We start from the raw sequence: 24,375 nt of genomic DNA, 5'->3' as shown, positions 1-24,375 counted from the left end.
GTGAATGATCGGTGAAAAAACCGTCAAGTTCGGTGATTTCGATCCAGGGCATGGCACCATGCGGGCAAATGGCCGTAAGCTGCGCCTGCCGCGCCCGGCGAAGCGCCGCACAGGAGATCTCGATGCGCATTCTTTTGGTTGAAGACAACCGCGATATTCTGGCCAACCTGGCCGACTACCTCGGCATGAAGGGCTACACCGTCGATTGTGCCCAGGATGGCCTGTCCGGCCTGCACCTGGCCGCGACCGAACACTACGACCTGATCGTGCTCGACATCATGTTGCCGGGCATCGACGGCTATACGCTGTGCAAGCGCCTGCGCGAGGATGCCCGCCGCGACACCCCGGTGATCATGCTTACCGCCCGCGACCAGCTGGACGACCGCCTGCAGGGCTTCCGCTCAGGGGCCGACGACTACCTGCTCAAGCCGTTCGCGTTGTCGGAGCTGGCCGCGCGCATCGAGGCGGTGCTGCGGCGTGCCCAGGGGGGCGGCCGGCGAACCTTGCAGGTCGCCGACCTGAGCTACGACCTCGACACCCTGGAGGTGACCCGCCAGGGCCGCCTGCTCAAGCTCAACCCCGTCGGCCTGAAGCTGCTCGCCGTGCTGATGCAGAAGAGCCCCCACGTCCTGCGTCGCGAGGTGCTGGAAGAGGCGCTGTGGGGCGACGACTGCCCGGACAGCGACAGCCTGCGCAGCCATGTCCACCAATTGCGCCAGGTCATCGACAAACCCTTCGAAAGACCGCTATTGCATACCGTCCATGGCGTCGGCTATCGCCTCGCCGAGGGCCGCGATGGAGTTTAAGCAGAGCCTTGCCCAGCGCATCATCATCGCCTTTGCGCTGATGAGCGCGCTGGTGGCCGGGGCATTTGCCTTTGGCATTGTCGCCACGGTGCATTTGGTCGAAGAGCGGTTGATCTCTTCGGTGCTCGGTGGCGACCTGCAGCGCCTATTGCGCATGGACAGTGTCAGCGACTGGAGCCACCGGCCGCGCCCCGACCAGTTGTTCTACTTCAGTGGCGGGCGAGATGATTTCGAGCTGCCCAAGGACCTGCGCCACCTGAACGCCGGCTTCCACGAAGTATTTCGCGACCAGCTCTCGTACCACGCCATGGTCGAGATCGTCGATGGCCGACGTTATGTGCTGTTGCAGGACCAGAGCGATTTCGAGGAGCGCGAGCGGGTGCTGTTCGCCGTTGTCGTGGTCGGCTTCGTGCTCAGCCTGGCCCTGGCGGTGATTCTCGGCTGGTTGCTGGCCCGGCGGGTGATGGCGCCAGTGATCCGCCTGGCGCGCCAGGTCCGTCACCGTGATCAGCTGTTGGGATTGGCACCGCCATTGGCACCGGATTATGCCGCGGATGAGGTCGGCCAGTTGGCCGTCGCCTTCGACGATACCTTGGGGCGCCTGCGTGATGCCTTGACCCGTGAGCGCTTGTTCACCAGCGATGTCAGCCACGAGCTGCGCACGCCGCTGATGGTCCTGGCCACCTCGTGCGAGCTGCTGATGGAAAACCCCAACCTCGAGAGCCGCGCGCGCAGCCAGGTCGAACGTATCGCCCGGGCGACCGAGGAGATGCGCGAGTTGGTGAAAACCTTCCTGATGCTTGCCCGTGCCCAGCGCGATGAAGGTGCAGTCGCTTCGCGGGCGACCCTGCGCGAGGTGGGTGACGACTTGATCGGGGTATGGCGCGATACCGTCGAGCAGAAAGGCCTGGCGCTTTACTACGATGGCCAGGTCAGTGCCAGCCCGGTGCTGTACAACGCCACCTTCCTGCAGTCGGTGATGGGCAACCTGCTGCGCAATGCTGCCCACTACACCGACAGTGGATACATCCGCCTCAGCCTGGAAGCCAATGGCTTCAGTGTGGAAGACAGTGGCGTGGGGATTCCGGAAGAACAGCGCGAGGCGATGTTCCGGCCGTTCGTGCGCGGTGACGAGCGTCGGGGCGAGGGGTTGGGGTTGGGCCTGTCGCTGGTCCAGCGCATCTGCGACGACCAGGGCTGGCGCGTGACCCTGACGGCGACGCTGCCCCACGGCTGTCGTTTCCAGGTCGATCTGAGCCAGGGCACCCCGATGGCGCATGGCGAAGGGCGTGGCGGGATATTGGATCCGGATTAACGTGCGGTAACACCTGCGGAGCTTTCCTACAGATTTTTCACATCGGCATGACCTGACGCCAACGCCCACCTGCCTAAGGTGGGCGCACTGGAGTCAGGAGATGCTCAATGCGTAGCCCCATCAAACTCGAATTCTCGGACAAGTACGACCGGGATCATGCCCGCCAGTACTTCCTCAAGCACCAGGATGGCCTGGCTCGACGCCTTTCCCACCAGCGCGACGAGCAGCTGGCCCGGCGCGCCCTGGCGTTGGCCGGCGAGCCCGGGCTGGTGCTCGACCTGCCTTGTGGCGCCGGGCGTTTCTGGCCGCTGCTGGCGGAAAAGGCCAACCGGGTGATCATCGGTGCAGACAACTCCGCCGCGATGATAGAGACAGCCTGTGCGGCACAACCGCCAGAAGTCGTCGCACGGGTACGGCCCTTGCAGACTTCCGCCTTTGCCATTGACCTGCCGGACAACTCGGTGGACAGCATTTTCTGCATGCGCTTGTTCCATCACATTGGCGACCCTGCGCATCGAAAGACAATTCTCTCTGAATTTCAAAGGGTTAGCCGCGACAGCGTGATCCTGTCGCTGTGGGTGGATGGCAATTTCAAGGCCTGGCGCCGGCGCAAGCTCGAAGCGCGGCGCAGTGCCAAGGCGACACAGGACAGCTACCAGAACCGATTTGTGTTACCTGCGGCTACAGTGGAAGAAGAGTTTTCCTCAGCAGGCTTCAGAATTCAGGAACGTCTCGACTTTCTGCCGTTCTATGCCATGTGGCGAGTGTACGTATTGCGCAAGGGGTAAAGAGTCATGGCGGTAGCCCAGCATCATTCCAGGCAGTTCGATTATTACTGGCAGCAGCAAGGGGAATGGGTCGAGGAACCCAACCAGCGGCGTGGTGGCGAAAGCGGCGTGCAGCGGCTTAACGATGACCATGGCCATATGCTGTATGCCAAACGCCAGGTCGGGCATATCTACCGCAGCCTCCTGCATCCTTTCGGGCGCCCCACGGTGTTGCGCGAACTCGATGCATTGCACAGTTTCGAGCAGTTGGGCGTGCGGGTGCCGCGTATCGTCTATGCCGGTGCCGAGCGTGACGCCGATCACCAGTGGCGTGCGTTGCTGGTCAGCGAGGCACTCGATGGCTTTGTCGATCTCGATGCCTGGCATGCCTCGGGAGCTCGCGAGCATTATCCGCAGGCGGTGCACGAGCGCATGCTCAAGGATCTGGCCGACAACCTGGCGCGCATGCACCTGGGGCATTGGCAGCATGGCTGCCTGTACGGCAAGCATGTGTTCGTCAAGGTACTTGGCGAGGGGGAGCAGGCGCGGGTGGAGGTCGCGTTGCTGGATCTGGAGAAATGTCGGCGACGGATCAGTTGCCAGCGAGCGGCGTACAACGACCTGCGTCAATTGCGCCGCCACTCGTCGTTCAACGAGGCGCAGTGGCAGACCTTGCTCTACTTTTACCAAATGGCGTTTGGCAGCGCTGTCAAAGGTTTAGAGCAATGAAACTAGAAATCGCTCGAGCTTTGTTCCTGGTTGCGGCGTTGGCGGTGACTACCGCTGCGGCAGCAGCCTGGGAGCAGCCGCGGCCCACGGTGTTCAGCAAGGCCGGGGAGGGTGGACAGTGCCCATTGCCTCGTGTGGTGAAGGCTGACCAGGCGCAGGCTCAGCCGGATCATGATCTTTTACTGTTTCTGTTCGGGATGAGCCAGGGCCTGCGGCCGGTGGGTTGAGGCAGGTGGTCTTGACGTACGCCAGGGGATCTCCATGAGCCTCTGGCGTTTTGCCGTTTAATTCGCGGTGCTCGCCTGATAGCTGTCGATCACTTCCTGCGCCGCGCGAAACGCATCGATCGCCGCCGGCACCCCGGCATACACCGCGCAATGCAGCAGCGCCTCGCGAATCTCCTCGACCGTGCAGCCATTGTTCAACGCCCCACGCACGTGGCCCTTGAGTTCCTGCGGGCACTTGAGCGCGGTCAGGGTGGCCAATGTGATCAGGCTGCGGGTCTTCAGCGGCAACCCGTCGCGAGCCCAGACGCTGCCCCATGCATGTTCGTTGACGAAGTCCTGCAGCGGTTGGGTGAACGCCGTTGCGTTGCCCAGGGCGCGATCGACGAAGGCATCGCCCATTACCTGGCGACGGATGCTTTCACCGGTCTTTTTCTTGTCAGCCATGTTGTTTTCCTTAGTGTTGGCGGCGCCAGGCGCGGACCGTGGTGTACAGCAGTACGACCCCGAGCAGTGGCATTACATAGAACAGCATCAGCTGTTCGAGGCGTCCGGCCAAAGGCAGGCCGGTGGTGAAGGTCACCACGTGCAGGCCGTAGGCCAGGTAAAGACACAAGAACACCAGGCCTTCGGCGCGGGTGACCCGGTAGCCGGAATAGAACACTGGCAGGCACAGCGCGGCGACGCCGAGCATCACCGGCAGGTCGAAGTCCAGTGCATTGGGTGAAATCGACAAGGGGGCGGGGGTGGTCACTGCCGTCAGCCCCAGCACCGCCAGCAGGTTGAACAGGTTGCTGCCGATCACCGTACCCACGGCGATCTCCCGTTCGCCACGCAGGGCCGCGATCAGCGCGGCAGCCAGTTCTGGCAGCGAGGTGCAAACCGCGACCACGGTCAGACCGATGATGCGTTCGGATAGGCCCAGGTCGGTCGCCACCTCGACGGCTGCCTCCAGTACCAGGTGGCCCGCCAGGCTCAGCAGCCCCAGGCCCATGAGGATCTGCAGCAGTGCCCCGCTCCAGAAGCGCAGCGGGCTGGCGTGCTCGGTGCGTGGCGCCGGGTAGGTGCGGGCATAGTGCCGCGACTGATGCCAGAGCATGGCCAGGTAACCGGCCAGGCCGAGCAGCAGCAGGCCGCCTTCCAGCCGCCCCAGTTCGCCGTTGAGCGCGAGCAGGTAGACCAGGGCGCTGGCGAGGATCATCAGCGGGATATCCAGGCGCACCAGCTGGCGTGACACACGCAGCGGAATGATCAGTGCGGCAAGGCCCAGGATCACCAGCACGTTGAAGATGTTGCTGCCCACGACGCTGCCCACCGCGACATCCGGCGCGCCCTGGTAGGCGGCTTGCAGGCTCACGGTCAGCTGTGGCGCGGTGCTGCCGAAGGCGACCAGGCTCAGGCCGATGATCAGCGGGCGCACGTGCAGGCGGCCGGCCAGGCGCAGGGCGGCGCGTACCAGCAGCTCGGCACCGAAGATCATCAGCAGCAAGCCCAGGCCCAGTTGCAGCAGGCTGAAGGCGGGGAGGGTGGCCAGGTCGAAAATGGCGAGGGCTCCAGTCAGGTCAATCGCTCAGACCTTGTACCCGGACTCGCGCGGTTCCGCTACGGAGCATGCCGATTTTTTCTGCGGCGGCGCGTGACAGGTCGATCAGTCGGCCGCGGGTGTGCGGGCCACGGTCGTTGATGCGTACCACCACGCTGCGCTGGTTGGCCAGGTTGGTGACCAGCACACGGCTGCCAAAGGGCAGGCTGCGGTGGGCGGCGGTGAGGCCATGCTGGTTGAAGGGCTCGCCGCTGGCAGTGCGTTTGCCATGGTGGCGTGAGCCGTAATAGGAGGCGGTGCCGCTCTGGTCGTAGCCGCGAGGGTCGATGTCATGGCTGGCGCAGCCGGCCAGGAGGCTAAAGAGGGCGAGGGTGGTGAGGGAACGCTTGAGCAATTCGGAAGCTCCGCTGTCACTTCGAATCATCGCGGGGCAAGCCCGCTCCCACGATCTGGGAGCGGGCTTGCCCCGCGATCAGGATCACCCTTCGAGCTTGGCCTTGAGCAATTGGTTCACTTGCCCCGGGTTGGCCTTGCCTTTCGACGCCTTCATCGCCTGGCCGACGAAGAAGCCGAACATCTTGCCGCGCTTGGCTTCATCGGCGGCGCGGTATTGTTCAACCTGTTCGGCATTGGCGGCGAGCATCTCGTCGAGCATCTTGTCGATCGCGCCGGTATCGGTGACCTGCTTGAGGCCGCGGCTTTCGATGATGCTGTCGGCATCACCTTCGCCGGCGGCCATGGCCTCGAACACGGTCTTGGCGATCTTGCCGCTGATGGTGTTGTCACGGATGCGCAGCAGCATGCCGCCGAGGTGTTCGGCACTGACCGGCGACTGGTCGATCTCGACGCCGAGCTTGTTCAGCAGGCTGCCCAGTTCCACCATCACCCAGTTGGCCGCCAGCTTGGCGTCGCCGCCAATCTTCACCACCTGCTCGAAGTAGTCGGCCTGCTCGCGGCTGGAGGCCAGCACGTTGGCGTCATAGGCCGACAGGCCGTACTGGCTCTGGAAGCGCTCGACCTTCTGTGGTGGCAGCTCCGGCAGGGCGGCGCGCACGGTGTCGAGGAAGCCGGGCTCGATGACCACCGGCAGCAGGTCCGGGTCGGGGAAGTAACGGTAGTCGTTGGCTTCCTCCTTGCTGCGCATGGAGCGGGTCTCGTCCTTGTTCGGGTCGTACAGGCGAGTTTCCTGTACCACCTTGCCGCCGTCCTCGATCAGGTCGATCTGGCGCTGGATCTCGCTGTTGATCGCACGTTCGATGAAGCGGAACGAGTTGACGTTCTTGATTTCGCAGCGGGTGCCGAACTCGGCCTGGCCTTTCGGGCGTATCGACACGTTGCAGTCGCAGCGCAGCGAACCTTCGGCCATGTTGCCGTCGCAGATACCCAGGTAGCGTACCAGGGCGTGAATTGCCTTGACGTAGGCCACGGCTTCCTTGGCGCTACGCATGTCCGGCTCGGAGACGATCTCCAGCAGCGGGGTGCCGGCGCGGTTCAGGTCGATGCCGGTGGCGCCGTTGAAGTCTTCATGCAGGCTCTTGCCGGCATCTTCTTCAAGGTGCGCGCGGGTCACGCCGATGCGCTTGATGGTGCCGTCTTCCAGGGCGATGTCCAGGTGGCCCTTGCCGACGATCGGCAGGTCCATCTGGCTGATCTGGTAGCCCTTGGGCAGGTCGGGGTAGAAGTAGTTCTTGCGCGCGAACACGTTGCGCGGCCCGATCTCGGCATCGATCGCCAGGCCGAACATGCACGCCATGCGCACGGCCTCCTGGTTGAGCACCGGCAGCACGCCGGGCATGCCCAGGTCGACCAGGCTGGCCTGGGTGTTCGGCTCGGAGCCGAAGGTGGTGGCGCTGCCGGAGAAGATCTTCGACTGGGTGGCGAGCTGGGTATGAATCTCCAGCCCGATCACAACTTCCCATTGCATGTGTGAACTCCTCAGAAGCCGTTGGGGGCGCGGGTGTGCCAGTCGGTGACTTGCTGGTAACGGTGCGCGATGTTGAGCAGGCGGCCTTCCTGGAAATACGGGGCCAGCAGTTGCACGCCCACCGGCAGGCCATCGACGAAGCCGGCCGGCATCGACAGGCCCGGCAGGCCCGCCAGGTTGGCGGTGATGGTGTAGACGTCTTCCAGGTAGGCAGCGACCGGGTCGCTGCTCTTGGCGCCAAGTTTCCAGGCCGGGTTCGGCGTGGTCGGGCCAAGAATCACGTCGACGTCGGCGAACGCGGTCATGAAGTCGTTCTTGATCAGGCGGCGGATCTGTTGCGCCTTGACGTAGTAGGCGTCGTAGTAGCCTGCCGACAGGGCGTAGGTACCGACCATGATGCGCCGCTGCACTTCCGCGCCGAAGCCTTCGCCACGGGAGCGCTTGTACAGGTCGGTCAGATCTTTCGGATCTTCACAGCGATAACCGAAGCGCACGCCGTCGAAGCGAGACAGGTTGGAGGAGGCCTCCGCCGGGGCGATCACGTAGTACGCCGGGATGGCGTGCTGCATGTTCGGCAGGCTGATTTCCTTGACCACCGCGCCGAGCTTTTCCAGCTCCTTGACGCTGGCCTGGACCAGGTCGGCGATGCGCGGGTCGAGGCCGGCGCCGAAGTATTCCTTGGGCAGGCCGATGCGCAGGCCCTGCAGCGAGGCGTTCAGGTTAGCGCTGAAGTTCGGCACCGGCTCGTCGACCGAGGTCGAGTCCTTGGCGTCGAAACCGGCCATGCCTTGCAGCAGCAGGGCGCAGTCTTCGGCGGTGCGGGCCAGCGGGCCGCCCTGATCGAGACTCGAGGCGTAGGCGATCATGCCCCAGCGCGATACGCGGCCATAGGTCGGCTTGAGCCCGGTGAGGTTGGTCAGCGCGGCCGGCTGGCGGATAGAACCGCCGGTGTCGGTGCCGGTGGTGGCCGGCAGCAGGCGCGCGGCCACCGCGGCGGCCGAGCCGCCGGACGAACCACCGGGCACGTGCTCGAGGTTCCATGGGTTCTTCACCGCGCCGTAGTGGCTGGACTCGTTTGCCGAGCCCATGGCGAATTCGTCCATGTTGGTCTTGCCCAGGGTGACCATGCCGGCTTCGGCCAGCTTGGCGACCACGGTGGCGTCGTATGGCGCGGTGAAGTTGTCGAGCATCTTCGAGCCGCAGCTGGTGCGCACGCCGTTGGTGCAGAACAGGTCCTTGTGGGCGATCGGCGCACCCAGCAGCGCGCCGGTCTCACCAGAGGCACGGCGGGCGTCGGCGGCGCGCGCCTGCTCCAGGGCCTGTGCTTCGGTGACGGTGATGAAGCTGTTGAGCTGCGGGTCGAGCTGCTTGATGCGCGACAGCAGGGCGCCGGTCAGTTCTTCCGAGGAGAACGACTTGTCGGCGAGGCCGCGGGCGATTTCGGCCAGAGTGAGTTGATGCATGGCAGGCGCTATCCCTTAATCGATGACTTTCGGAACCAGGTACAGACCGTTCTCGGTCGACGGGGCGACGGCCTGGTAGCGGTCGCGCTGGTTGCTTTCGGTGACCTGGTCGGGGCGCAGGCGCTGGGTGGCTTCCAGCGGGTGGGCGAGGGGCTCGATGCCAGAGGTGTCGACGGCTTGCATCTGGTCGACCAGCCCGAGAATACTGTTCAAGGCATCGGTGATGCGTGGCAATTCGCCTTCATTCAGGCCCAGGCGGGCCAGATGGGCGATCTTTTCCACGTCGGAGCGTTGAAGCGCCATGGGGATCTCCAGGGAAACGAAAAACGGAATGGGTCCGCAGATGAGGAACATGCCGGCATTCTGGCGGTCAAAGGGCCGCGAACATCGGCAGGCATGCTCGGAAAAACAACCAATTTAACATATTGGCTCCTTGCCCAAAATCCCTGCCATTGTTAGAGTTTGCCGCACTTTTTTACCCACGCTTTCCCCAGGGTCACTTTCCCATGTTCAAGAAACTGCGTGGCATGTTTTCCAGCGATCTGTCCATCGACCTGGGTACTGCCAACACCCTTATCTACGTGCGTGAGCGCGGTATCGTCCTGAATGAGCCCTCGGTTGTTGCCATCCGTACCCACGGCAACCAGAAAAGCGTCGTCGCAGTCGGTACCGAAGCCAAGCGCATGCTGGGCCGCACCCCCGGCAACATTGCTGCCATTCGTCCGATGAAGGACGGCGTGATCGCCGACTTCAGCGTTTGCGAAAAAATGCTGCAGTACTTCATCAACAAGGTGCATGAGAACAGCTTCCTGCAGCCCAGCCCACGCGTGCTGATCTGCGTGCCGTGCAAGTCGACCCAGGTCGAGCGCCGCGCCATCCGTGAATCGGCCCTCGGTGCCGGTGCCCGTGAAGTATTCCTGATCGAAGAGCCCATGGCCGCCGCCATCGGTGCCGGCCTGCCGGTCGAAGAGGCCCGCGGCTCGATGGTCGTCGATATCGGTGGCGGTACCACCGAGATCGCCCTGATCTCGCTCAACGGCGTGGTCTACGCCGAATCCGTGCGCGTCGGCGGCGACCGCTTCGACGAAGCCATCGTCACCTACGTGCGCCGCAACTACGGCAGCCTGATCGGCGAATCCACCGCCGAGCGCATCAAGCAGGAAATCGGTACCGCCTACCCGGGCGGCGAAGTACGCGAAGTCGACGTCCGTGGCCGCAACCTGGCCGAGGGCGTGCCGCGTGCCTTCACCCTGAATTCCAACGAAGTGCTCGAGGCGCTGCAGGAATCGCTGGCAACCATCGTCCAGGCGGTCAAGAGCGCCCTGGAGCAGTCGCCGCCGGAGCTGGCCTCGGACATCGCCGAGCGCGGCCTGGTGCTGACCGGTGGGGGCGCGCTGCTGCGCGACCTGGACAAGCTGCTGGCTCAGGAAACCGGCCTGCCGGTGATCGTCGCCGAAGACCCGCTGACCTGCGTCGCCCGCGGCGGTGGCCGTGCCCTGGAGATGATGGACAAGCACGCCATGGACCTGCTCTCCAGCGAGTGATCGCTGGTGCAGTAGTGTATGCCCAGGTTTACAGGTGACACGCACAGTGCTACCTGTAAGCGCTGTGCTGGCGCCCGCCCGGGCGCCTTTTCCGTCAACCCGCAAGCAGGCCGGTGCATTGCCCCATGTCCAATGACCTCCTGAGTCGTCCACGAGGAACGGCCCATTAAACCGCTTTTCTCCAAGGGCCCCTCGCTGGGCGTTCGCCTGCTCGTGCTGGTCGTGCTGTCGGTCGCGCTGATGGTGGTCGACTCGCGTTTCGACCTGCTCAAGCCGGTGCGCAGCCAGATGGGCTTGGTGCTGATGGAATCCTACTGGATCACCGACCTGCCGCAGCGCACGTGGCAGGGCGTGGCAGGCCAGTTCGGCAGCCGCACCGAGCTGATCGCCGAGAACGAGAAACTCAAGACCGAGGCCCTGCTGCTGCAGGGGCGCCTGCAGAAGCTGGCCGCCCTGACCGAGCAGAACGTGCGCCTGCGCGAGTTGCTAAATTCCTCGGCGCTGGTCAATGAGAAGGTCGAGGTCGCCGAGCTGATCGGGGTCGACCCCAATCCGTTCACGCACCGTATCCTGATCAACAAGGGCGAGCGCGATGGCGTGTTTCTCGGCCAGCCCGTGCTCGATGCCCGCGGCCTGATGGGCCAGGTGGTCGAGCTGATGCCTTACACCGCGCGGGTACTGCTGCTCACCGACACCACCCACAGCATTCCGGTGCAGGTCAACCGCAACGGTCTGCGCGCCATTGCCAGCGGCACGGGCAACCCGGAGCGCCTGGAGCTGCGCCACGTGGCCGACACCGCCGACATCAAGGAAGGCGACCTGCTGGTCAGTTCGGGCATGGGCCAGCGCTTCCCGGCGGGCTACCCGGTAGCCACGGTCAACGAAGTGATCCACGACTCCGGCCAGCCGTTCGCCATCGTCCGTGCCATCCCAACTGCCGCGCTCAACCGCAGCCGCTACATGCTGCTGGTGTTCAGTGACCGGCGCACGCCCGAGGAACGCGCCACCGAGGCGGCGATCGCCCAGGAAGAGGCCGACCGTCAAGGCGCTGGCCACGGCCAGGCACCGGCCACGCCGGCTGCATCTGCGGCGGGTAGCGCGGTTCAGCCTGTGCCCGGCGCGGCCCCAGCGACTGCGGCGCCTGCGGCAAGCCCGGCAGCGGTGCCCCCGGCGCCTGCGAACACCCAACCCCGGAGACAATAATGGCCAGCACCCGTAGCAGAAACGGCTGGGCCATCTGGCTGAGCTTCGCCATCGGCCTGTTGCTCAGCGTCTCGCCCATGCCGCAGTTCATGGAAGTGTTCCGGCCCATGTGGCTGGCCCTGCTGCTGGCCTTCTGGACCCTTGCGGTGCCGGGCAAGGTCGGCATGACCACCGCGTTCCTGCTTGGCCTGGCCGAGGACGTGCTGTACGGCACCCTGCTTGGCCAGAACGCCCTGATCCTTACCCTGATCACCTTCCTGGTGCTTTCGTTGCAGCAGCGCCTGCGCATGTTCCCCATGTGGCAGCAGAGCCTGGTGATCCTGGTGATCTTCGGTATCGCCCAACTGATCCAGCTGTGGCTCAGCGCGTTGACCGGCAATCGCCTGCCAACCCTGGCCCTGGTCTGGTCCGCGGTGATCAGCGCCTTGCTCTGGCCGTGGGTCAGCTTTGCCCTGCGCGGCCTGCGCCGTCGCCTGCATATTCACTGACGCGCCGCCACTGACAGGGAGATGTCCACATGACCCAGCTGTACCTGGCCTCCGGCTCGCCACGCCGCCGTGAACTGCTGAACCAGATAGGTGTGCCGTTCACAGTCGTCAGCGCACCCATCGATGAAACCCCGTTGCCGGGCGAAGCGCCGGCGGCCTACGTCGAGCGCCTGGCCCAGGCCAAGGCCGTTGCGGGCTTCGCCCACACGGATGGGGCAGGGGTGGTGCTGGGCGCCGACACCACCGTGGTGCTCGATGGCCAGATCCTTGGCAAGCCGGAGAATCGCGAGCAGGCCTTGGCCATGCTCGGCGACCTGTCCAAGCGCGAACACCAGGTGCTCACCGCCGTGGCGCTGACCGATGGCCAGCGCAGTATCAGCCGCTGCGTCAGCACCACCGTGCGTTTTCGTACCATCTCCTTCGAGGAGGCGCTGCGCTACTGGGACAGCGGTGAACCTGTCGACAAGGCGGGCGGCTATGCCATCCAGGGCCTGGGCGCTGTGTTCGTCAGCGGCATCGAGGGCAGCTACTCGGCCGTGGTCGGGCTGCCCCTGAGCGAAACCGCCGAACTGCTCGAGCAATTCGGCGTGCCATGTTGGCAACTGCAAGAGGATTCCGCACAGCGCTAGCCAGCCACGCCGCAGCAATCCATCATTACCCCAGACCACTGACGAGAGCGCGCCATGAGTGAAGAGATCCTGATCAACATCACCCCGATGGAATCACGCGTGGCGGTGGTGGAGAACGGAGTCCTGCAGGAGGTGCATGTAGAGCGCACCCAGCGCCGTGGCATCGTCGGCAACATCTACAAAGGCAAGGTAGTGCGGGTATTGCCGGGCATGCAGGCGGCTTTCGTCGATATCGGCCTGGAGCGGGCGGCGTTCATCCATGCCTCGGAAATTTCCCAGCGCGAAGGCTCGGCCGTGGAGACCATCACCGCACTGGTCCACGAAGGCCAGGCGCTGGTGGTGCAAGTCACCAAGGATCCCATCGGTAGCAAAGGTGCACGCTTGACCACCCAGCTGTCGATTCCGTCGCGCTACCTGGTGTACATGCCGCGCAGCAGTCATGTCGGCATCTCGCTCAAGATCGAGGAAGAAGCCGAGCGCGATCGCCTCAAACAGGTGGTCACCGACTGCATGGCCCAGGAAGACATGAAGGATGCCGGGGGCTTCATCCTGCGCACCGCCGCAGAGGGCGCCCGCGCGGAAGATATCCTCCAGGACATCCGCTACCTGCGCCGCCTGTGGGAGCAGATCGGCTCGCAGATCAAGACCTGCGGAGCGCCCGTGGTCATCTACGAAGACCTTGGCCTGGCGCTGCGGACCCTGCGCGATCTGGTCAACCCCAAGATCGAAAAGATCCGCATCGACTCGCGGGAGACCTTCCAGAAGACCACCCAGTTCGTGGCCGAATTGATGCCGGAGATCGCCGATCGCCTGGAGCACTATCCCGGCGAGCGGCCGATCTTCGACCTGTATGGGGTGGAGGACGAAATCCAGCGGGCCCTGGAACGCAAGGTGCCGCTCAAGTCCGGCGGCTACCTGGTGGTCGACCCGGCCGAGGCGATGACCACCATCGACGTCAACACCGGTGCGTTCGTCGGCCATCGCAACCTTGAAGAGACCATCTTCAAGACCAACCTCGAGGCGGCCACCGCGATTGCCCGGCAACTGCGCCTGCGCAACATCGGCGGGATCATCATCATCGACTTCATCGACATGGAGGACGAGGAGCACCAGCGCCAGGTCCTGCGTACCCTGGAGAAGCAGCTCGAGCGTGATCACGCCAAGACCAACATCATCGGCATCACCGAGCTGGGCCTGGTGCAGATGACCCGCAAGCGCACCCGCGAAAGCCTCGAGCAGGTGTTGTGCGAGCCCTGTGCGGCGTGCCAGGGGCGTGGCAAGCTGAAGACCCCGGAGACGATCTGTTACGAAATTTTCCGCGAGATCCTTCGTGAAGCCCGTGCCTACCAGGCCGAGGGCTATCGTGTGCTGGCCAACCAGAAGGTGGTGGATCGGTTGCTCGATGAAGAATCGGGTAACGTTGCCGAACTTGAAGCGTTCATCGGGCGAACCATCCGTTTCCAGGTGGAGTCCATGTATTCCCAGGAACAATACGATGTGGTGCTGCTCTGACCCCTTCTAACAGCGGTTGCCCCATGGACGGGCTGGCAAAGCGCTTTACACCGGCCATAGTTAAGGGACGACTTGGAGGGCCTCGGCCATGGAACGTCTGACCCGCGTTCTGAGCGCCTTGACCCGCTGGGGGCTGGTTATCTGCGCCCTGCTGGCGGTGCTGGTGGCGCTGTATGTCAGCCTCGGTCGGCAACTGGTTCCTCTGGTCGCCGAATACCGTGCAGACGCCGAACTCAAGGCCGAACAGGCCTTGGGCATGCCCGTGCACGTCGGTGCGCTCGAAGGGCGCTGGAGTGGCTTGGCGCCTGTACTGCGTGTACGTGACCTGCAACTGGGCGAAGGCGCTGCGGCGCTGCGCCTGGACGACGTCAAGCTGGTGCCTGACCTGTGGGCCAGTCTCAAGGCGCGTGAAGTGCGCCTGGCGCGTATCCAGCTCGGTGGGCTGCAACTGATCCTGCGCGAGAACGAGCAGGGCGACTGGACCCTGGAAGGTCTGCCGCACAAGGATGATGCGCCGCTCGATCCGGCCGATGCGCTCAAGCGTCTACGCCAGCTTGGCCGAATCGATGTCTTCGACAGCCAGGTCACCTTGCAGCCCTGGCAACGAGACCCCCTGACCCTCACCTACGTCAGCCTCGGCGTGCAGGCAGGCGCTTCGCGCCAGAGCGTCGACCTGCGCGCCACGCTGCCCGACGGCCAGCCGCTGGCCTTGAGCCTGAACAGCCGCGCCACGGCCAAGGCCTGGCGCGACGGGCGCGTGCAGGCTTACCTGAGCCTGCCGCAAAGCGACTGGGCACGCTGGCTGCCGCCGCAGTTGCTGGGCCAATGGCAGGCCGGCGCGCTGCGCGCCGGTGGTGAGCTGTGGATCGACTGGCGGCAAGGGCAGTTGCAGCAGGCGATGGTTCGCCTCAATGCCCCGCAGCTCAAGGGCGCCTACACCGGGCGCAAGGCCATCACCGTGGACAATCTGGCCCTATCGGCCTGGTTCCAGCGTCGGGACCAGGGCTTCGACGTCGTCGTCGACTCGCTGGCCATGAGCCTTGGCAAGAACCGTTGGGAGTCGCACCTGCAACTGGCACAGCGTCCGGGCCAGAACCCGGCCGAGGAAAGCTGGCAGGTGCAGGCGGACCGCCTCGACCTGACCCCGCTGACGCCCTTGATCGACGCCCTGGCGCCATTGCCGGACAAGCTGATGACCGTGGTCGATGCGCTCAAGGTCAGCGGCGCCCTGCGCAACGTGCGCCTGGACATCCGACCCAAGGCCGAGGGCGACCAACGGCTGCAGTTTGCCGCCAATCTGGAGAAGGTCGGTTTCGATGCCTATCACGGCGCGCCGGCGGCGGGCAATGTCTCCGGGGCGATCAGCGGTGACCTTGGGCATGGCGAGCTGCGCCTGGATACCCAGGCGTTCATGCTGCACCTGTACCCAATCTTCGGCAAACCCTGGCATTACCCGAAAGCCAATGCGCGCTTGACCTGGACCCTGGACAAGGAGGCTTTCACCCTGGTTGCCCCCTACATCAAGGTAGTGGGCGACGAGGGCAAGATCGCGGCGGACTTCCTTATTCGCATCCACCTGCAGCCGGGCCACGAAGACTACATGGACCTGCGCGTCGGCCTTACCGAAGGCGACGGGCGCTACACCGCCAAGTACCTGCCCGAGGTGCTCAGCCCCGCCCTGGACGAATGGCTGCGCAGCGCCATCGTCAAGGGTAATGTCGACGAGGGCTATTTCCAGTACCAGGGTTCGCTGCATCACAATGCGCCGCCCCATGCCCGCGATATCAGCCTGTTCTTCAAGGTGCATGACGCCGCGCTGGACTTCCAGCCAGGCTGGCCACAGGTGCAGCAGGTTGACGGCAATGTGTATATCGAAGACACCGGTGTGCGCATCCAGGCCCATCATGGTCTGCTGCTGGACACCAAGGTCAGTGATGTCAGCGTCGATATTCCCCATGTCGAAGGCGACCAGCACAGCCACCTGATCCTCGACGGTAATTTCGACGGCAGCCTCGGCGATGGCTTGAAGATCCTCAAGGAAGCGCCCATCGGCACTGGGGAGATCTTCGCCGGTTGGGAAGGCGAGGGGCCGCTCAAGGGCAAGATCAAGCTCGACGTACCCCTGGCCCATGGGCAGCGGCCCAAGGTGCTGGTGAACTTCGCGACAGCCGACGCTACTTTGAAAGTGGCGCCCCCGGCCCTGGAATTGAGCCAGCTGAAGGGCGACTTCACCTTTGACCTCGACAAGGGCCTGAGCGGCAAGGACATCAGCCTGCACGCCTTTGGCAAGGCGGTCAGCGCGCAAATCACCGCAGAAGGACAGGGTGGGCAGCTCCAGACCCGGATCAATGCCAATGGCCAGGTCGGCCTCAAGGCCCTGACCGACTGGTTGCAGCTCGCGCAGCCGCTGCCAGCCTCGGGTGAGCTGCCCTATCAGGTGCAAGTAACACTGGGCAGTCGTGACAACCGCTTGACCGTCAATTCGTCGCTCAAGGGCCTGGCCATCGATCTGCCGGCGCCTTTTGGCAAGGCCGCCGCAGAGACCCGCGACAGCCGTTTCAGCCTGACCCTGCAGGGCCCGGAACGGCGCATCGATGGCAGCTACGCGGACCTGGCCCGCTTCGCTTATGCCGCGCCTGCCGACAAGCTGGCCCAAGGGCGTGGCGAGCTGTTGCTGGGCACGGGCGAGGCCAGCTTGCCGTCTGGCCAGGGCCTGCGGGTGCGTGGCCGGCTGGAGACGCTGGACCTGGCCCCTTGGCAGCAACAGATGGAGCGCTTCGCCGGCAAGGATCCGGGCGGCAGTGCCCGGCAGAACCTGCAGAGCGTTGACCTCAGCATCGGACAGCTCAAGGCGTTCGGCATGGACCTCAACCAGGCGGTGATCCGCCTGATGCGTGGTGGCCCGGCCTGGGACCTGCGCCTGGACAGCCAGGAAGTCATCGGCAATGCGCGCATTCCCGATGCCAAGGCCGCGCCCATGACTGTCCGCCTGCAGAGCCTGCGCCTGCCACCCGCCGACCCGAACGAGGCCCAGGCCGAGAATGCGCCGGACCCATTGGCCGGGTTCGACCCGCGCAAGGCGCCGCCGCTGGACCTGACCATCGACAAGCTGTACCGCGGTGACGACCTGTTTGGCAGCGCCACCCTGAAGCTGCGCCAGACCCCCCGGGGCATGGCCATGAGCGACATCGACCTGGACCTCAAGGGGCTGCACATCGACGGCAGCGGTGGCTGGGAAGGCGAGCCCGGCAGCACGTCCAGCTGGTACAAAGGCCGCGTCGACGGCAAGGACCTGGGGAATGTGCTCAAGGCCTGGGGTTTTGCCCCCACCGTCACCAGCCGCGACTTCCGCATGGACGTGGATGGCCGCTGGCCGGGCTCGCCGGCTTGGGTCAGCCTCAACCGGTACTCCGGCAGCCTCGACGCGGCGCTGCGCAGCGGTCAGTTCGTCGAGGTCGAGGGCAGCGCCCAGGCGTTGCGGGTATTCGGGCTGCTCAACTTCAACTCCATTGGCCGACGCCTGCGCCTGGACTTCTCCGACCTGTTCAGCAAGGGCCTGGCCTACGATCGGGTCAAAGGCCTGCTGGTGGCCAGCGAAGGGGTCTACGTGACGCGGGAGCCGATCACCGTCACCGGCCCGTCGAGCAATTTCGAACTCGACGGCACCATGGACTTCGTCCGTGATCGGGTCGACGCCAAGCTGCTGGTGACGTTGCCGGTCACCAACAACCTGCCATTGGCCGCCTTGATTGTTGGCGCGCCGGCGGTCGGTGGCGCGCTGTTCCTCGTCGATCGTCTGATCGGTGACCGGGTGGCGCGCTTCGCCAGCGTGCATTATCGCGTCGAGGGTCCGGTCAAAGAGCCTAAAATCACCTTTGTGAAACCTTTCGACAAGTAACCCCAGGGGTGGTCATGACGTCAGCAGTGATCCAGATGGTCAGCCAGGACGATGTGCTGGCCAACCTGCAACGTGCCACGGCGCTGCTCGAGCAGGCCGCAGCCGGAGGCGCGCGCCTGGCGGTGTTGCCGGAAAACTTCGCGGCCATGGGCCGGCGCGACGCCGCCGCCATCGGCAGGGCCGAGGCGCTGGGCGAGGGGCCGATCCTGCCATGGTTGAAACGCACCGCTCGCGACCTCAGGTTATGGATAGTCGCAGGTACCCTGCCGCTGCCGCCGGTCGGCCAGCCGGAGGCCAAGGCCCATGCCTGCTCGTTACTGGTCGACGAGCACGGCGAGATCGCCGCTCGCTACGACAAGCTGCACCTGTTCGATGTGGACGTGGCCGACAACCGTGGCCGCTACCGCGAGTCGGACGATTATGCCCACGGCAGCCGGGTGGTGGTGGCCGACACACCGGTGGGCCGCCTGGGCCTGTCGGTGTGCTATGACCTGCGCTTCCCCGAGCTGTACAGCGCGTTGCGCGCCGCTGGGGCCGAACTGATAAGCGCACCGGCGGCGTTCACCGCGGTGACCGGGGCGGCGCACTGGGAAGTGCTGATTCGCGCACGGGCCATCGAGACCCAGTGCTACGTACTGGCGGCCGCCCAGGGCGGCCTGCATCCGGGGCCGCGGGAAACCCACGGCCAGGCGGCGATCGTCGACCCCTGGGGGCGGATCGTCGCGCAACAGGCGCGGGGCGAGGCGGTGTTGCTCGCCACACGCGATATCGAAGAACAGGCGTCCATCCGGGCGCGCATGCCGGTAACTACGCACCGGCGCTTTTTCTCGCAGGACGCCTTGCGGCCTGCGTATACCTCGGAGTGACTATGAGCCAGATGTTATCCACCGTCAGTGAGCAGCTCCTGGCCCCGGGCGGGTTGACCCTCGACAGCTTGCAGACGGTGCTGGGCGAGTTGGCCGGTCCCGGCATCGATGCCGCCGACCTGTATTTCCAGGGCCAGATCTCGGAAACCTGGGCACTGGAGGACGGCATCGTCAAAGAGGGCAGCTTCAACCTCGACCAGGGCGTGGGCGTGCGTGCCCAATCCGGCGAGAAGACCGGCTTTGCCTACAGTAATGCGATCAACCTCGAAGCCCTGACTTCGGCGGCGCGTGCCGCCCGTTCGATCTCCCGCGCCGGGCAGAACGGCACTGTGCAAGCCTTCCGCAGTCAGGACGTGACTGCTTTGTACGCGCCTGACAATCCCCTGGATGTACTCACCCGCGCCGAGAAGGTCGAGCTGCTCAAGCGCGTGGATGCCGCTACCCGTGCACTCGACCCGCGTATCCAGCAGGTCAGCGTGAGCATGGCAGGGGTGTGGGAACGCATTCTGGTGGCCGCTGCCGATGGCAGCCTGGCCGCCGACGTGCGTCCGCTGGTGCGCTTCAACGTCAGTGTGATCGTCGAGCACAACGGACGTCGCGAGCGTGGTGGGCAGGGCGGCGGCGGGCGCACCGACTATCGCTATTTCAGTGAAGAGCGGGTGATGGGTTACGCCCGTGAGGCACTGCGCCAGGCGCTGGTCAACCTCGAGGCGATTCCCGCTCCGGCCGGCACGCTGCCAGTGGTGCTCGGCCCAGGCTGGTCCGGGGTGCTGCTGCACGAGGCAGTCGGCCACGGCCTGGAAGGCGACTTCAACCGCAAGGGCAGCTCGGCGTTCAGCGGGCGCATCGGTGAAAAGGTGGCTTCGAGCCTGTGCACCATCGTCGACGACGGCACCCTCGAAGGCCGTCGCGGCTCGCTCAGCGTCGATGACGAAGGCACTCCGACCGAGTGCACCACGCTGATCGAGAACGGCATCCTCAAGGGCTACATGCAGGACAAGCTCAATGCCCGCCTGATGGGCATGGCGGTGACCGGCAACGGCCGGCGCGAATCCTACGCGCACCTGCCGATGCCGCGCATGACCAACACCTACATGCGTGCCGGCGACAGCGATCCCGAGGAAATCATCCGGTCGGTGAAGAAAGGCATCTACTGCGCCAACCTTGGCGGTGGCCAGGTGGACATCACCAGCGGCAAGTTCGTGTTCTCCACCAGCGAGGCCTACCTGATCGAGGACGGCAAGATCACCGCGCCAGTAAAAGGTGCGACCTTGATCGGCAATGGTCCGGAAGCGATGCGCGGTGTGTCGATGGTCGGCAACGACCTGGCGCTGGACAGCGGCGTGGGCACGTGCGGCAAGGATGGTCAATCGGTGCCGGTGGGCGTTGGCCAGCCGACCCTGAAGCTGGATGCGATCACCGTCGGTGGTACCGGCGGGTGATGTTCAATCGCGGGCAAGTCGCATCGGTGCGCCGATGCGACTTGCCCGCGATGGCCTCAGCGCAACCCGCGTTGGGTCTCGTCGAGGTCGCGGATGTACTTGAACACTTTACGCGCAGCGGCAGGCGGCTTGTTCCGCGCCTTTTCATGCTGGGCATGACGGATCAGCGAGCGCAGGTGCTGGCGATCGGTGTCGGGGAACTCGTTGACGAAGCGCTCGAGGTCTTCGTCGTTACCGTCGATCAGGCGATCGCGCCAGCGCTCGAGGCCGTGGAAGCGCTCGTTGTACTGGCGGCTGGAGCTGTCGATCTGCTCGAGCACGGCATGGATGGCGTCCAGGTCCTGCACGCGCATCAGCTTGCCGACGAACGACATGTGGCGTTTGCGGGCGCCGTGGGCGGTGTGCTTGCTGGCTTCGTCCAGCGCCTTGCGCAGCTCGTCGGTCAGCGGCAGGCGGGCCAGGGTGTCGGCCTTGAGGGTGGTGAGGCGTTCACCGAGTTCGACCAGCGCATGCAGCTCGCGCTTGATCTGGGTTTTGCTTTTTTCGCCATCGAAGGCGTCGTCGTAAGAATCAACCATGGGGGCCGTCCGCAGGAAATCGCCGCCATGATAACCAGTCGGGGGCCGCTTGTCCGGCCCGGTCGTAGAATGACCCAAGCCGTACGCAGAATTTTCAGTGGAGAAAACCATGAGTGCAGTCCAGAGCGTAGGCCCCAAGGACCTGCCGGCGTTGCAGGAGCAGGTCGAGGCGATCGTCGCCGAGGCGCGCCGCCAGGGCGCCAGCGCCTGCGAAGTGGCGGTGTCGCTGGAGCAAGGCCTGTCCACCACGGTGCGCCAGCGCGAAGTCGAGACGGTCGAGTTCAATCGCGACCAGGGGTTCGGCATCACCCTTTACGTGGGCCAGCGCAAGGGGTCTGCCAGCACTTCGGCCAGCGGCCCTGAGGCGATCCGCGAGACGGTCGCCGCCGCGCTGGCAATCGCGAAACATACCTCCGAGGACGCCTGCTCGGGTCTGGCCGATGCCGCGTTGATGGCCCGTGAGATCCCCGACCTGGATCTCTACCATGACTGGGACATTGAGCCGGAGAAGGCCATTGAGATGGCGCTGGCCTGCGAGGCAGCGGCGTTCGATGCCGACAAGCGCATCAGCAATGCCGACGGCACCACGCTCAACACCCATCAGGGTGTGCGGGTGTACGGTAACAGCCATGGTTTTATCGGTGGCTACGCCTCAACCCGTCACAGCCTGAGCTGCGTGATGATCGCCGAAGCCGATGGGCAGATGCAGCGTGACTACTGGTACGACGTCAATCGCCAGGGCCAGCTGCTGGCCGACCCGCGTAGCATCGGCCTGCGTGCCGCGCAGCGCGCGGCAAGCCGCCTGGGTGCCCGCCCGGTCCCCACCTGCGAGGTGCCGGTGCTATTCTCGGCCGAGCTCGCCGGCGGCCTGTTCGGCAGCTTCCTGTCGGCGATTTCCGGCGGCAACCTGTACCGCAAGTCGTCGTTCCTCGAGGGTACCCTTGGTCAGCGCCTGTTCCCCACCTGGCTGACCCTCGACGAGCGGCCACACATCCCGCGTGCTCTGGGCAGTGCAGCGTTCGATGGCGATGGCTTGGCCACCTACGCCAAGCCGTTCGTCGACAAAGGCGAGCTGGTGTCGTACATCCTGGGCACCTATTCGGGGCGCAAGCTGGGTTTGCCGAGCACCGCCAACTCAGGTGGCGTGCACAATCTGTTTGTCACCCACGGCGTCGAGGACCAGGCCGCACTGATCCGGCGCATGGGCCGTGGCCTGCTGGTAACCGAGCTGATGGGCCATGGGCTGAACATGGTGACCGGCGACTATTCGCGGGGGGCGGCGGGCTTCTGGGTGGAAAACGGCGAGATCCAGCACGCCGTACAAGAAGTGACCATTGCCGGCAATATGAAGGACATGTTCCAGCAGATCGTCGCCATTGGCAGCGATATCGAGACGCGTAGCAATATTCACAGCGGCTCGGTGCTGATCGAGCGCATGACGGTGGCGGGAAGCTGATCGGCGCTCTGTCGGGATAGGACGTGGGAGCGGGCTTGCCCCACGATGCCCTCCAAGAACATTGCGGGGCAAGCCCGCTCCCACGCCGTAACTCCCATTTTCCCCAACCCGGCCATCGCGCCGGGTTTATTTTGCCTATCGTCTAGCTTGAACTGATTCTATTTATCACTTAATAATGAATATCATTATCCAGTAACCCGGCGATGATGTTCATGAAAACCGTCCTCCACGAACTGCCCTACCTGGAAAACTGGCGCTGGCTCAGCCGGCGCATCCGTTGCGCGCTGGAACCCGACGAGCCACGCCTGATCGAGCACTACCTCGCCGAAGGCCGCTATCTGGTGTGCTGCACCGAGACCTCGCCGTGGACGGTGGCCTTGACCGCCTTGCGTCTGCTGCTCGATACCGCCAACGATCGCATGTTGCCCTGGCACTGGCGCTGCCTGTGCCTGGACCAGGCCTGGCGGCCGCTGCTCGACCTGCGCAATCTCGACCGCCTCGAACAAAACCAGCGTTGGCAGCCCTACGCGATGCAGCTCGCCAATTGCGTGCTGCTGCCGTCGATTTCTCCCGAAGAACTGATGCAAGGACTTGAAGATGAGTGATACCCGTATCGAGCGCGACAGCATGGGTGAACTGCAGGTGCCGGCCCAGGCCCTGTACGGTGCCCAGACCCAGCGCGCGGTCGACAACTTCCCGGTCAGCGGCAAGCCGATGCCGGCCCAGTTCATCCGCGCCTTGCTGCTGGCCAAAGCCGCTGCGGCCAAGGCCAACGTCGAGCTGGAACAGCTGAGCGCAGGGCAGGGCGCGGCCATCGTCAAGGCGGTGGAACAGTTGCTGGCCGAGGATTTCATCCGGCACTTCCCGGTGGACGTGTTCCAGACCGGCTCCGGCACCAGCTCGAACATGAACGCCAACGAGGTCATCGCGACCCTGGCCAGCCATGTGCTGGGCGAGCCGGTCAATGCCAACGACCACGTCAACTGTGGCCAGAGCAGCAACGACATCATCCCCACCACCATTCATGTCAGCGCCGCCCTGGCCCTGCACGAACAGCTGCTGCCGGCCTTGCGCCATCTCACCCAGGTGATCGAGGCCAAGGCAGTCGAGGTGCACAAGCACGTGAAGACCGGCCGCACCCATTTGATGGACGCGATGCCGGTACGCATGAGCCAGGTGCTTGGTGGCTGGGCCGCCCAGATCAAGGGGGCCCAGGCGCATATCGAAGCCACGCTGCCGAGCCTGCAAGCGCTGGCTCAGGGCGGCACGGCCGTGGGCACCGGGATCAATGCCCACCCGCAGTTCGCCGCAGGCTTTGCCCGCCAGTTGAGCGTCCTGACCCAGGTCGAGTTCACCCCCGGCGAGAACCTGTTTGCCCTGATCGGCTCCCAGGACACCGCGGTGGCGCTGTCGGGCCAGCTCAAGACGGCTGCCGTGGCGCTGATGAAGATCGCCAACGACCTGCGCTGGATGAACTCCGGCCCGCTCGCCGGCCTTGGTGAAATCGAGCTGCAGGGTCTGCAACCAGGCTCTTCGATCATGCCGGGCAAGGTCAACCCGGTGATCCCGGAGGCCACCGCCATGGTCGCCGCTCAGGTAATCGGTAACGACACGACCATCGCCGTGGCCGGCCAGTCGGGCAACTTCGAGCTCAACGTGATGTTGCCGGTAATCGCCCGCAACCTGCTGGAGAGCATCGAGCTGATGGCCAACGTCAGCCGATTGCTGGCCGACAAGGCGATTGCCAGCTTCAAGGTCAATGAGGCCAAGCTCAAGGAAGCGCTGTCGCGCAACCCGATCCTGGTCACCGCGCTCAACCCGATCATCGGCTACCTGAAGGCCGCCGAGATCGCCAAGACCGCCTACAAGCAGGGGCGTCCGATCATCGACGTGGCGTTGGAGCACACCGACCTGTCGCGTGACCAGCTCGAAGCGCTGCTGGACCCGGAAAAACTCACCGCTGGCGGTATCTGAACCCGGGCCGCCCA

24 protein-coding genes are annotated in these 24,375 nt (G+C 64.8%); 17 read left to right on the top strand and 7 right to left on the bottom strand.

Annotated features, from left to right (window positions below; genetic code table 11):
• The first annotated feature begins 4 nt into the window (after positions 1-4).
• The 6 genes from LOY42_RS21575 to LOY42_RS21550 all read left to right on the top strand — a co-directional run bounded on the left by LOY42_RS21575 (position 5) and on the right by LOY42_RS21550 (position 3,844).
• Positions 5-142 carry a hypothetical protein gene (locus LOY42_RS21575; RefSeq protein ID WP_177485988.1) on the top strand — a complete coding sequence of 46 codons (138 nt, stop codon included), beginning with the start codon at positions 5-7 and terminating at the stop codon, positions 140-142.
• Positions 123-806 carry a two-component system response regulator ColR gene (gene colR, locus LOY42_RS21570; RefSeq protein ID WP_102682693.1) on the top strand — a complete coding sequence of 228 codons (684 nt, stop codon included), beginning with the start codon at positions 123-125 and terminating at the stop codon, positions 804-806. The genes LOY42_RS21575 and colR overlap by 20 nt, the downstream gene beginning before the upstream one ends.
• A complete protein-coding gene (locus tag LOY42_RS21565; RefSeq protein ID WP_139668808.1) occupies positions 796-2,121 on the top strand; it encodes a HAMP domain-containing sensor histidine kinase in 1,326 nt (441 codons plus the stop codon). Before colR ends, LOY42_RS21565 begins: the two co-directional genes overlap by 11 nt.
• A gap of 107 nt (positions 2,122-2,228) precedes the next feature.
• Positions 2,229-2,909 (top strand): class I SAM-dependent methyltransferase, encoded by a 681-nt coding sequence (locus LOY42_RS21560; RefSeq protein WP_046856985.1) that lies wholly within the window; start codon positions 2,229-2,231, stop codon positions 2,907-2,909.
• A 6-nt stretch (positions 2,910-2,915) separates the two neighbouring features.
• Complete coding sequence (locus tag LOY42_RS21555) at positions 2,916-3,617, top strand: lipopolysaccharide kinase InaA family protein (protein WP_198754387.1); 702 nt, start codon at positions 2,916-2,918, stop codon at positions 3,615-3,617.
• Complete coding sequence (locus tag LOY42_RS21550; protein ID WP_102682697.1) at positions 3,614-3,844, top strand: hypothetical protein; 231 nt, start codon at positions 3,614-3,616, stop codon at positions 3,842-3,844. Before LOY42_RS21555 ends, LOY42_RS21550 begins: the two co-directional genes overlap by 4 nt.
• Positions 3,845-3,901: 57 nt before the next feature.
• Here LOY42_RS21550 and LOY42_RS21545 read toward each other — a convergent pair whose 3' ends face one another.
• The 6 genes from LOY42_RS21545 to gatC all read right to left on the bottom strand — a co-directional run bounded on the left by LOY42_RS21545 (position 3,902) and on the right by gatC (position 9,074).
• Positions 3,902-4,288: a carboxymuconolactone decarboxylase family protein gene (locus LOY42_RS21545; RefSeq protein WP_102682698.1), complete on the bottom strand. Its 387-nt coding sequence runs from the start codon at positions 4,286-4,288 to the stop codon at positions 3,902-3,904.
• A 10-nt stretch (positions 4,289-4,298) separates the two neighbouring features.
• The gene (locus LOY42_RS21540; protein WP_110700417.1) at positions 4,299-5,342 is read right to left on the bottom strand and encodes a calcium/sodium antiporter; all 1,044 of its coding nucleotides are present in this window, start codon (positions 5,340-5,342) and stop codon (positions 4,299-4,301) included.
• Positions 5,343-5,403: 61 nt separating this feature from the next.
• Entirely contained in the window at positions 5,404-5,778 is a 375-nt protein-coding gene (locus LOY42_RS21535) for a septal ring lytic transglycosylase RlpA family protein (protein ID WP_214501035.1), read from the bottom strand.
• Between the two features lie 84 nt (positions 5,779-5,862).
• Positions 5,863-7,308 carry an Asp-tRNA(Asn)/Glu-tRNA(Gln) amidotransferase subunit GatB gene (gatB, locus tag LOY42_RS21530; RefSeq protein ID WP_258599182.1) on the bottom strand — a complete coding sequence of 482 codons (1,446 nt, stop codon included), beginning with the start codon at positions 7,306-7,308 and terminating at the stop codon, positions 5,863-5,865.
• Between the two features lie 11 nt (positions 7,309-7,319).
• Positions 7,320-8,771 carry an Asp-tRNA(Asn)/Glu-tRNA(Gln) amidotransferase subunit GatA gene (gene gatA, locus LOY42_RS21525; RefSeq protein WP_258599180.1) on the bottom strand — a complete coding sequence of 484 codons (1,452 nt, stop codon included), beginning with the start codon at positions 8,769-8,771 and terminating at the stop codon, positions 7,320-7,322.
• A 15-nt stretch (positions 8,772-8,786) separates the two neighbouring features.
• Complete coding sequence (gatC, locus tag LOY42_RS21520; RefSeq protein ID WP_023631156.1) at positions 8,787-9,074, bottom strand: Asp-tRNA(Asn)/Glu-tRNA(Gln) amidotransferase subunit GatC; 288 nt, start codon at positions 9,072-9,074, stop codon at positions 8,787-8,789.
• 203 nt (positions 9,075-9,277) lie between these two features.
• Between gatC and mreB the strand changes: the two genes are divergently transcribed.
• From mreB to tldD, 8 genes are all read left to right on the top strand, one after another.
• Positions 9,278-10,315: a rod shape-determining protein MreB gene (gene mreB / locus LOY42_RS21515; RefSeq protein ID WP_003255163.1), complete on the top strand. Its 1,038-nt coding sequence runs from the start codon at positions 9,278-9,280 to the stop codon at positions 10,313-10,315.
• A 195-nt stretch (positions 10,316-10,510) separates the two neighbouring features.
• Complete coding sequence (gene mreC, locus LOY42_RS21510; RefSeq protein ID WP_173862427.1) at positions 10,511-11,518, top strand: rod shape-determining protein MreC; 1,008 nt, start codon at positions 10,511-10,513, stop codon at positions 11,516-11,518.
• Complete coding sequence (gene mreD, locus LOY42_RS21505; protein WP_102682705.1) at positions 11,518-12,006, top strand: rod shape-determining protein MreD; 489 nt, start codon at positions 11,518-11,520, stop codon at positions 12,004-12,006. The genes mreC and mreD overlap by 1 nt, the downstream gene beginning before the upstream one ends.
• Before the next feature lie 29 nt (positions 12,007-12,035).
• Positions 12,036-12,635, top strand: coding sequence for a nucleoside triphosphate pyrophosphatase (locus LOY42_RS21500; RefSeq protein WP_258599177.1), 600 nt, complete (start codon positions 12,036-12,038; stop codon positions 12,633-12,635).
• A 54-nt stretch (positions 12,636-12,689) separates the two neighbouring features.
• Positions 12,690-14,147 (top strand): ribonuclease G, encoded by a 1,458-nt coding sequence (gene rng, locus LOY42_RS21495; protein ID WP_046856978.1) that lies wholly within the window; start codon positions 12,690-12,692, stop codon positions 14,145-14,147.
• Positions 14,148-14,235: 88 nt separating this feature from the next.
• Entirely contained in the window at positions 14,236-18,045 is a 3,810-nt protein-coding gene (locus LOY42_RS21490) for a YhdP family protein (protein WP_258599175.1), read from the top strand.
• Positions 18,046-18,059: 14 nt separating this feature from the next.
• On the top strand, positions 18,060-18,911 hold the full coding sequence (locus tag LOY42_RS21485; protein WP_258599173.1) for a carbon-nitrogen hydrolase family protein: 852 nt from the start codon (positions 18,060-18,062) through the stop codon (positions 18,909-18,911).
• Between the two features lie 2 nt (positions 18,912-18,913).
• Positions 18,914-20,353, top strand: a complete 1,440-nt coding sequence (tldD, locus tag LOY42_RS21480; protein WP_102682709.1) for a metalloprotease TldD — start codon at positions 18,914-18,916, stop codon at positions 20,351-20,353.
• A 56-nt stretch (positions 20,354-20,409) separates the two neighbouring features.
• On the opposite strand, the gene yjgA is transcribed toward tldD, so the two are convergent.
• Entirely contained in the window at positions 20,410-20,931 is a 522-nt protein-coding gene (gene yjgA, locus LOY42_RS21475) for a ribosome biogenesis factor YjgA (RefSeq protein WP_023632090.1), read from the bottom strand.
• Between the two features lie 109 nt (positions 20,932-21,040).
• Here yjgA and pmbA point away from each other — a divergent pair, with 109 nt between their 5' ends.
• The 3 genes from pmbA to LOY42_RS21460 all read left to right on the top strand — a co-directional run bounded on the left by pmbA (position 21,041) and on the right by LOY42_RS21460 (position 24,361).
• Entirely contained in the window at positions 21,041-22,387 is a 1,347-nt protein-coding gene (gene pmbA, locus LOY42_RS21470) for a metalloprotease PmbA (RefSeq protein ID WP_102682710.1), read from the top strand.
• Positions 22,388-22,590: 203 nt separating this feature from the next.
• Positions 22,591-22,992, top strand: a complete 402-nt coding sequence (locus LOY42_RS21465) for a hypothetical protein (RefSeq protein WP_046856974.1) — start codon at positions 22,591-22,593, stop codon at positions 22,990-22,992.
• Complete coding sequence (locus LOY42_RS21460; RefSeq protein WP_139668822.1) at positions 22,985-24,361, top strand: lyase family protein; 1,377 nt, start codon at positions 22,985-22,987, stop codon at positions 24,359-24,361. Before LOY42_RS21465 ends, LOY42_RS21460 begins: the two co-directional genes overlap by 8 nt.
• Positions 24,362-24,375: the final 14 nt, after the last annotated feature.

Source organism: Pseudomonas sp. B21-023 (genome assembly GCF_024749165.1).
Taxonomy (GTDB): Bacteria; Pseudomonadota; Gammaproteobacteria; order Pseudomonadales; family Pseudomonadaceae; genus Aquipseudomonas.
Note: the sequence above shows the minus strand (reverse complement) of the source record. Positions and strands in the feature narration are given on the sequence as shown.

Excerpts from the sequence above, each read along its gene's own strand:
- LOY42_RS21575 (WP_177485988.1), top strand. The coding sequence starts at position 5 with ATGATCGGTGAAAAAACCGTCAAGTTCGGTGATTTCGATCCAGGGCAT.
- colR (WP_102682693.1), top strand. The coding sequence starts at position 123 with ATGCGCATTCTTTTGGTTGAAGACAACCGCGATATTCTGGCCAACCTG.
- LOY42_RS21565 (WP_139668808.1), top strand. The coding sequence starts at position 796 with ATGGAGTTTAAGCAGAGCCTTGCCCAGCGCATCATCATCGCCTTTGCG.
- LOY42_RS21560 (WP_046856985.1), top strand. The coding sequence starts at position 2,229 with ATGCGTAGCCCCATCAAACTCGAATTCTCGGACAAGTACGACCGGGAT.
- LOY42_RS21555 (WP_198754387.1), top strand. The coding sequence starts at position 2,916 with ATGGCGGTAGCCCAGCATCATTCCAGGCAGTTCGATTATTACTGGCAG.
- LOY42_RS21550 (WP_102682697.1), top strand. The coding sequence starts at position 3,614 with ATGAAACTAGAAATCGCTCGAGCTTTGTTCCTGGTTGCGGCGTTGGCG.
- LOY42_RS21545 (WP_102682698.1), bottom strand. The coding sequence starts at position 4,288 with ATGGCTGACAAGAAAAAGACCGGTGAAAGCATCCGTCGCCAGGTAATG.
- gatB (WP_258599182.1), bottom strand. The coding sequence starts at position 7,308 with ATGCAATGGGAAGTTGTGATCGGGCTGGAGATTCATACCCAGCTCGCC.
- gatA (WP_258599180.1), bottom strand. The coding sequence starts at position 8,771 with ATGCATCAACTCACTCTGGCCGAAATCGCCCGCGGCCTCGCCGACAAG.
- gatC (WP_023631156.1), bottom strand. The coding sequence starts at position 9,074 with ATGGCGCTTCAACGCTCCGACGTGGAAAAGATCGCCCATCTGGCCCGC.
- mreB (WP_003255163.1), top strand. The coding sequence starts at position 9,278 with ATGTTCAAGAAACTGCGTGGCATGTTTTCCAGCGATCTGTCCATCGAC.
- mreD (WP_102682705.1), top strand. The coding sequence starts at position 11,518 with ATGGCCAGCACCCGTAGCAGAAACGGCTGGGCCATCTGGCTGAGCTTC.
- LOY42_RS21500 (WP_258599177.1), top strand. The coding sequence starts at position 12,036 with ATGACCCAGCTGTACCTGGCCTCCGGCTCGCCACGCCGCCGTGAACTG.
- rng (WP_046856978.1), top strand. The coding sequence starts at position 12,690 with ATGAGTGAAGAGATCCTGATCAACATCACCCCGATGGAATCACGCGTG.
- LOY42_RS21490 (WP_258599175.1), top strand. The coding sequence starts at position 14,236 with ATGGAACGTCTGACCCGCGTTCTGAGCGCCTTGACCCGCTGGGGGCTG.
- LOY42_RS21485 (WP_258599173.1), top strand. The coding sequence starts at position 18,060 with ATGACGTCAGCAGTGATCCAGATGGTCAGCCAGGACGATGTGCTGGCC.
- tldD (WP_102682709.1), top strand. The coding sequence starts at position 18,914 with ATGAGCCAGATGTTATCCACCGTCAGTGAGCAGCTCCTGGCCCCGGGC.
- yjgA (WP_023632090.1), bottom strand. The coding sequence starts at position 20,931 with ATGGTTGATTCTTACGACGACGCCTTCGATGGCGAAAAAAGCAAAACC.
- pmbA (WP_102682710.1), top strand. The coding sequence starts at position 21,041 with ATGAGTGCAGTCCAGAGCGTAGGCCCCAAGGACCTGCCGGCGTTGCAG.
- LOY42_RS21465 (WP_046856974.1), top strand. The coding sequence starts at position 22,591 with ATGATGTTCATGAAAACCGTCCTCCACGAACTGCCCTACCTGGAAAAC.
- LOY42_RS21460 (WP_139668822.1), top strand. The coding sequence starts at position 22,985 with ATGAGTGATACCCGTATCGAGCGCGACAGCATGGGTGAACTGCAGGTG.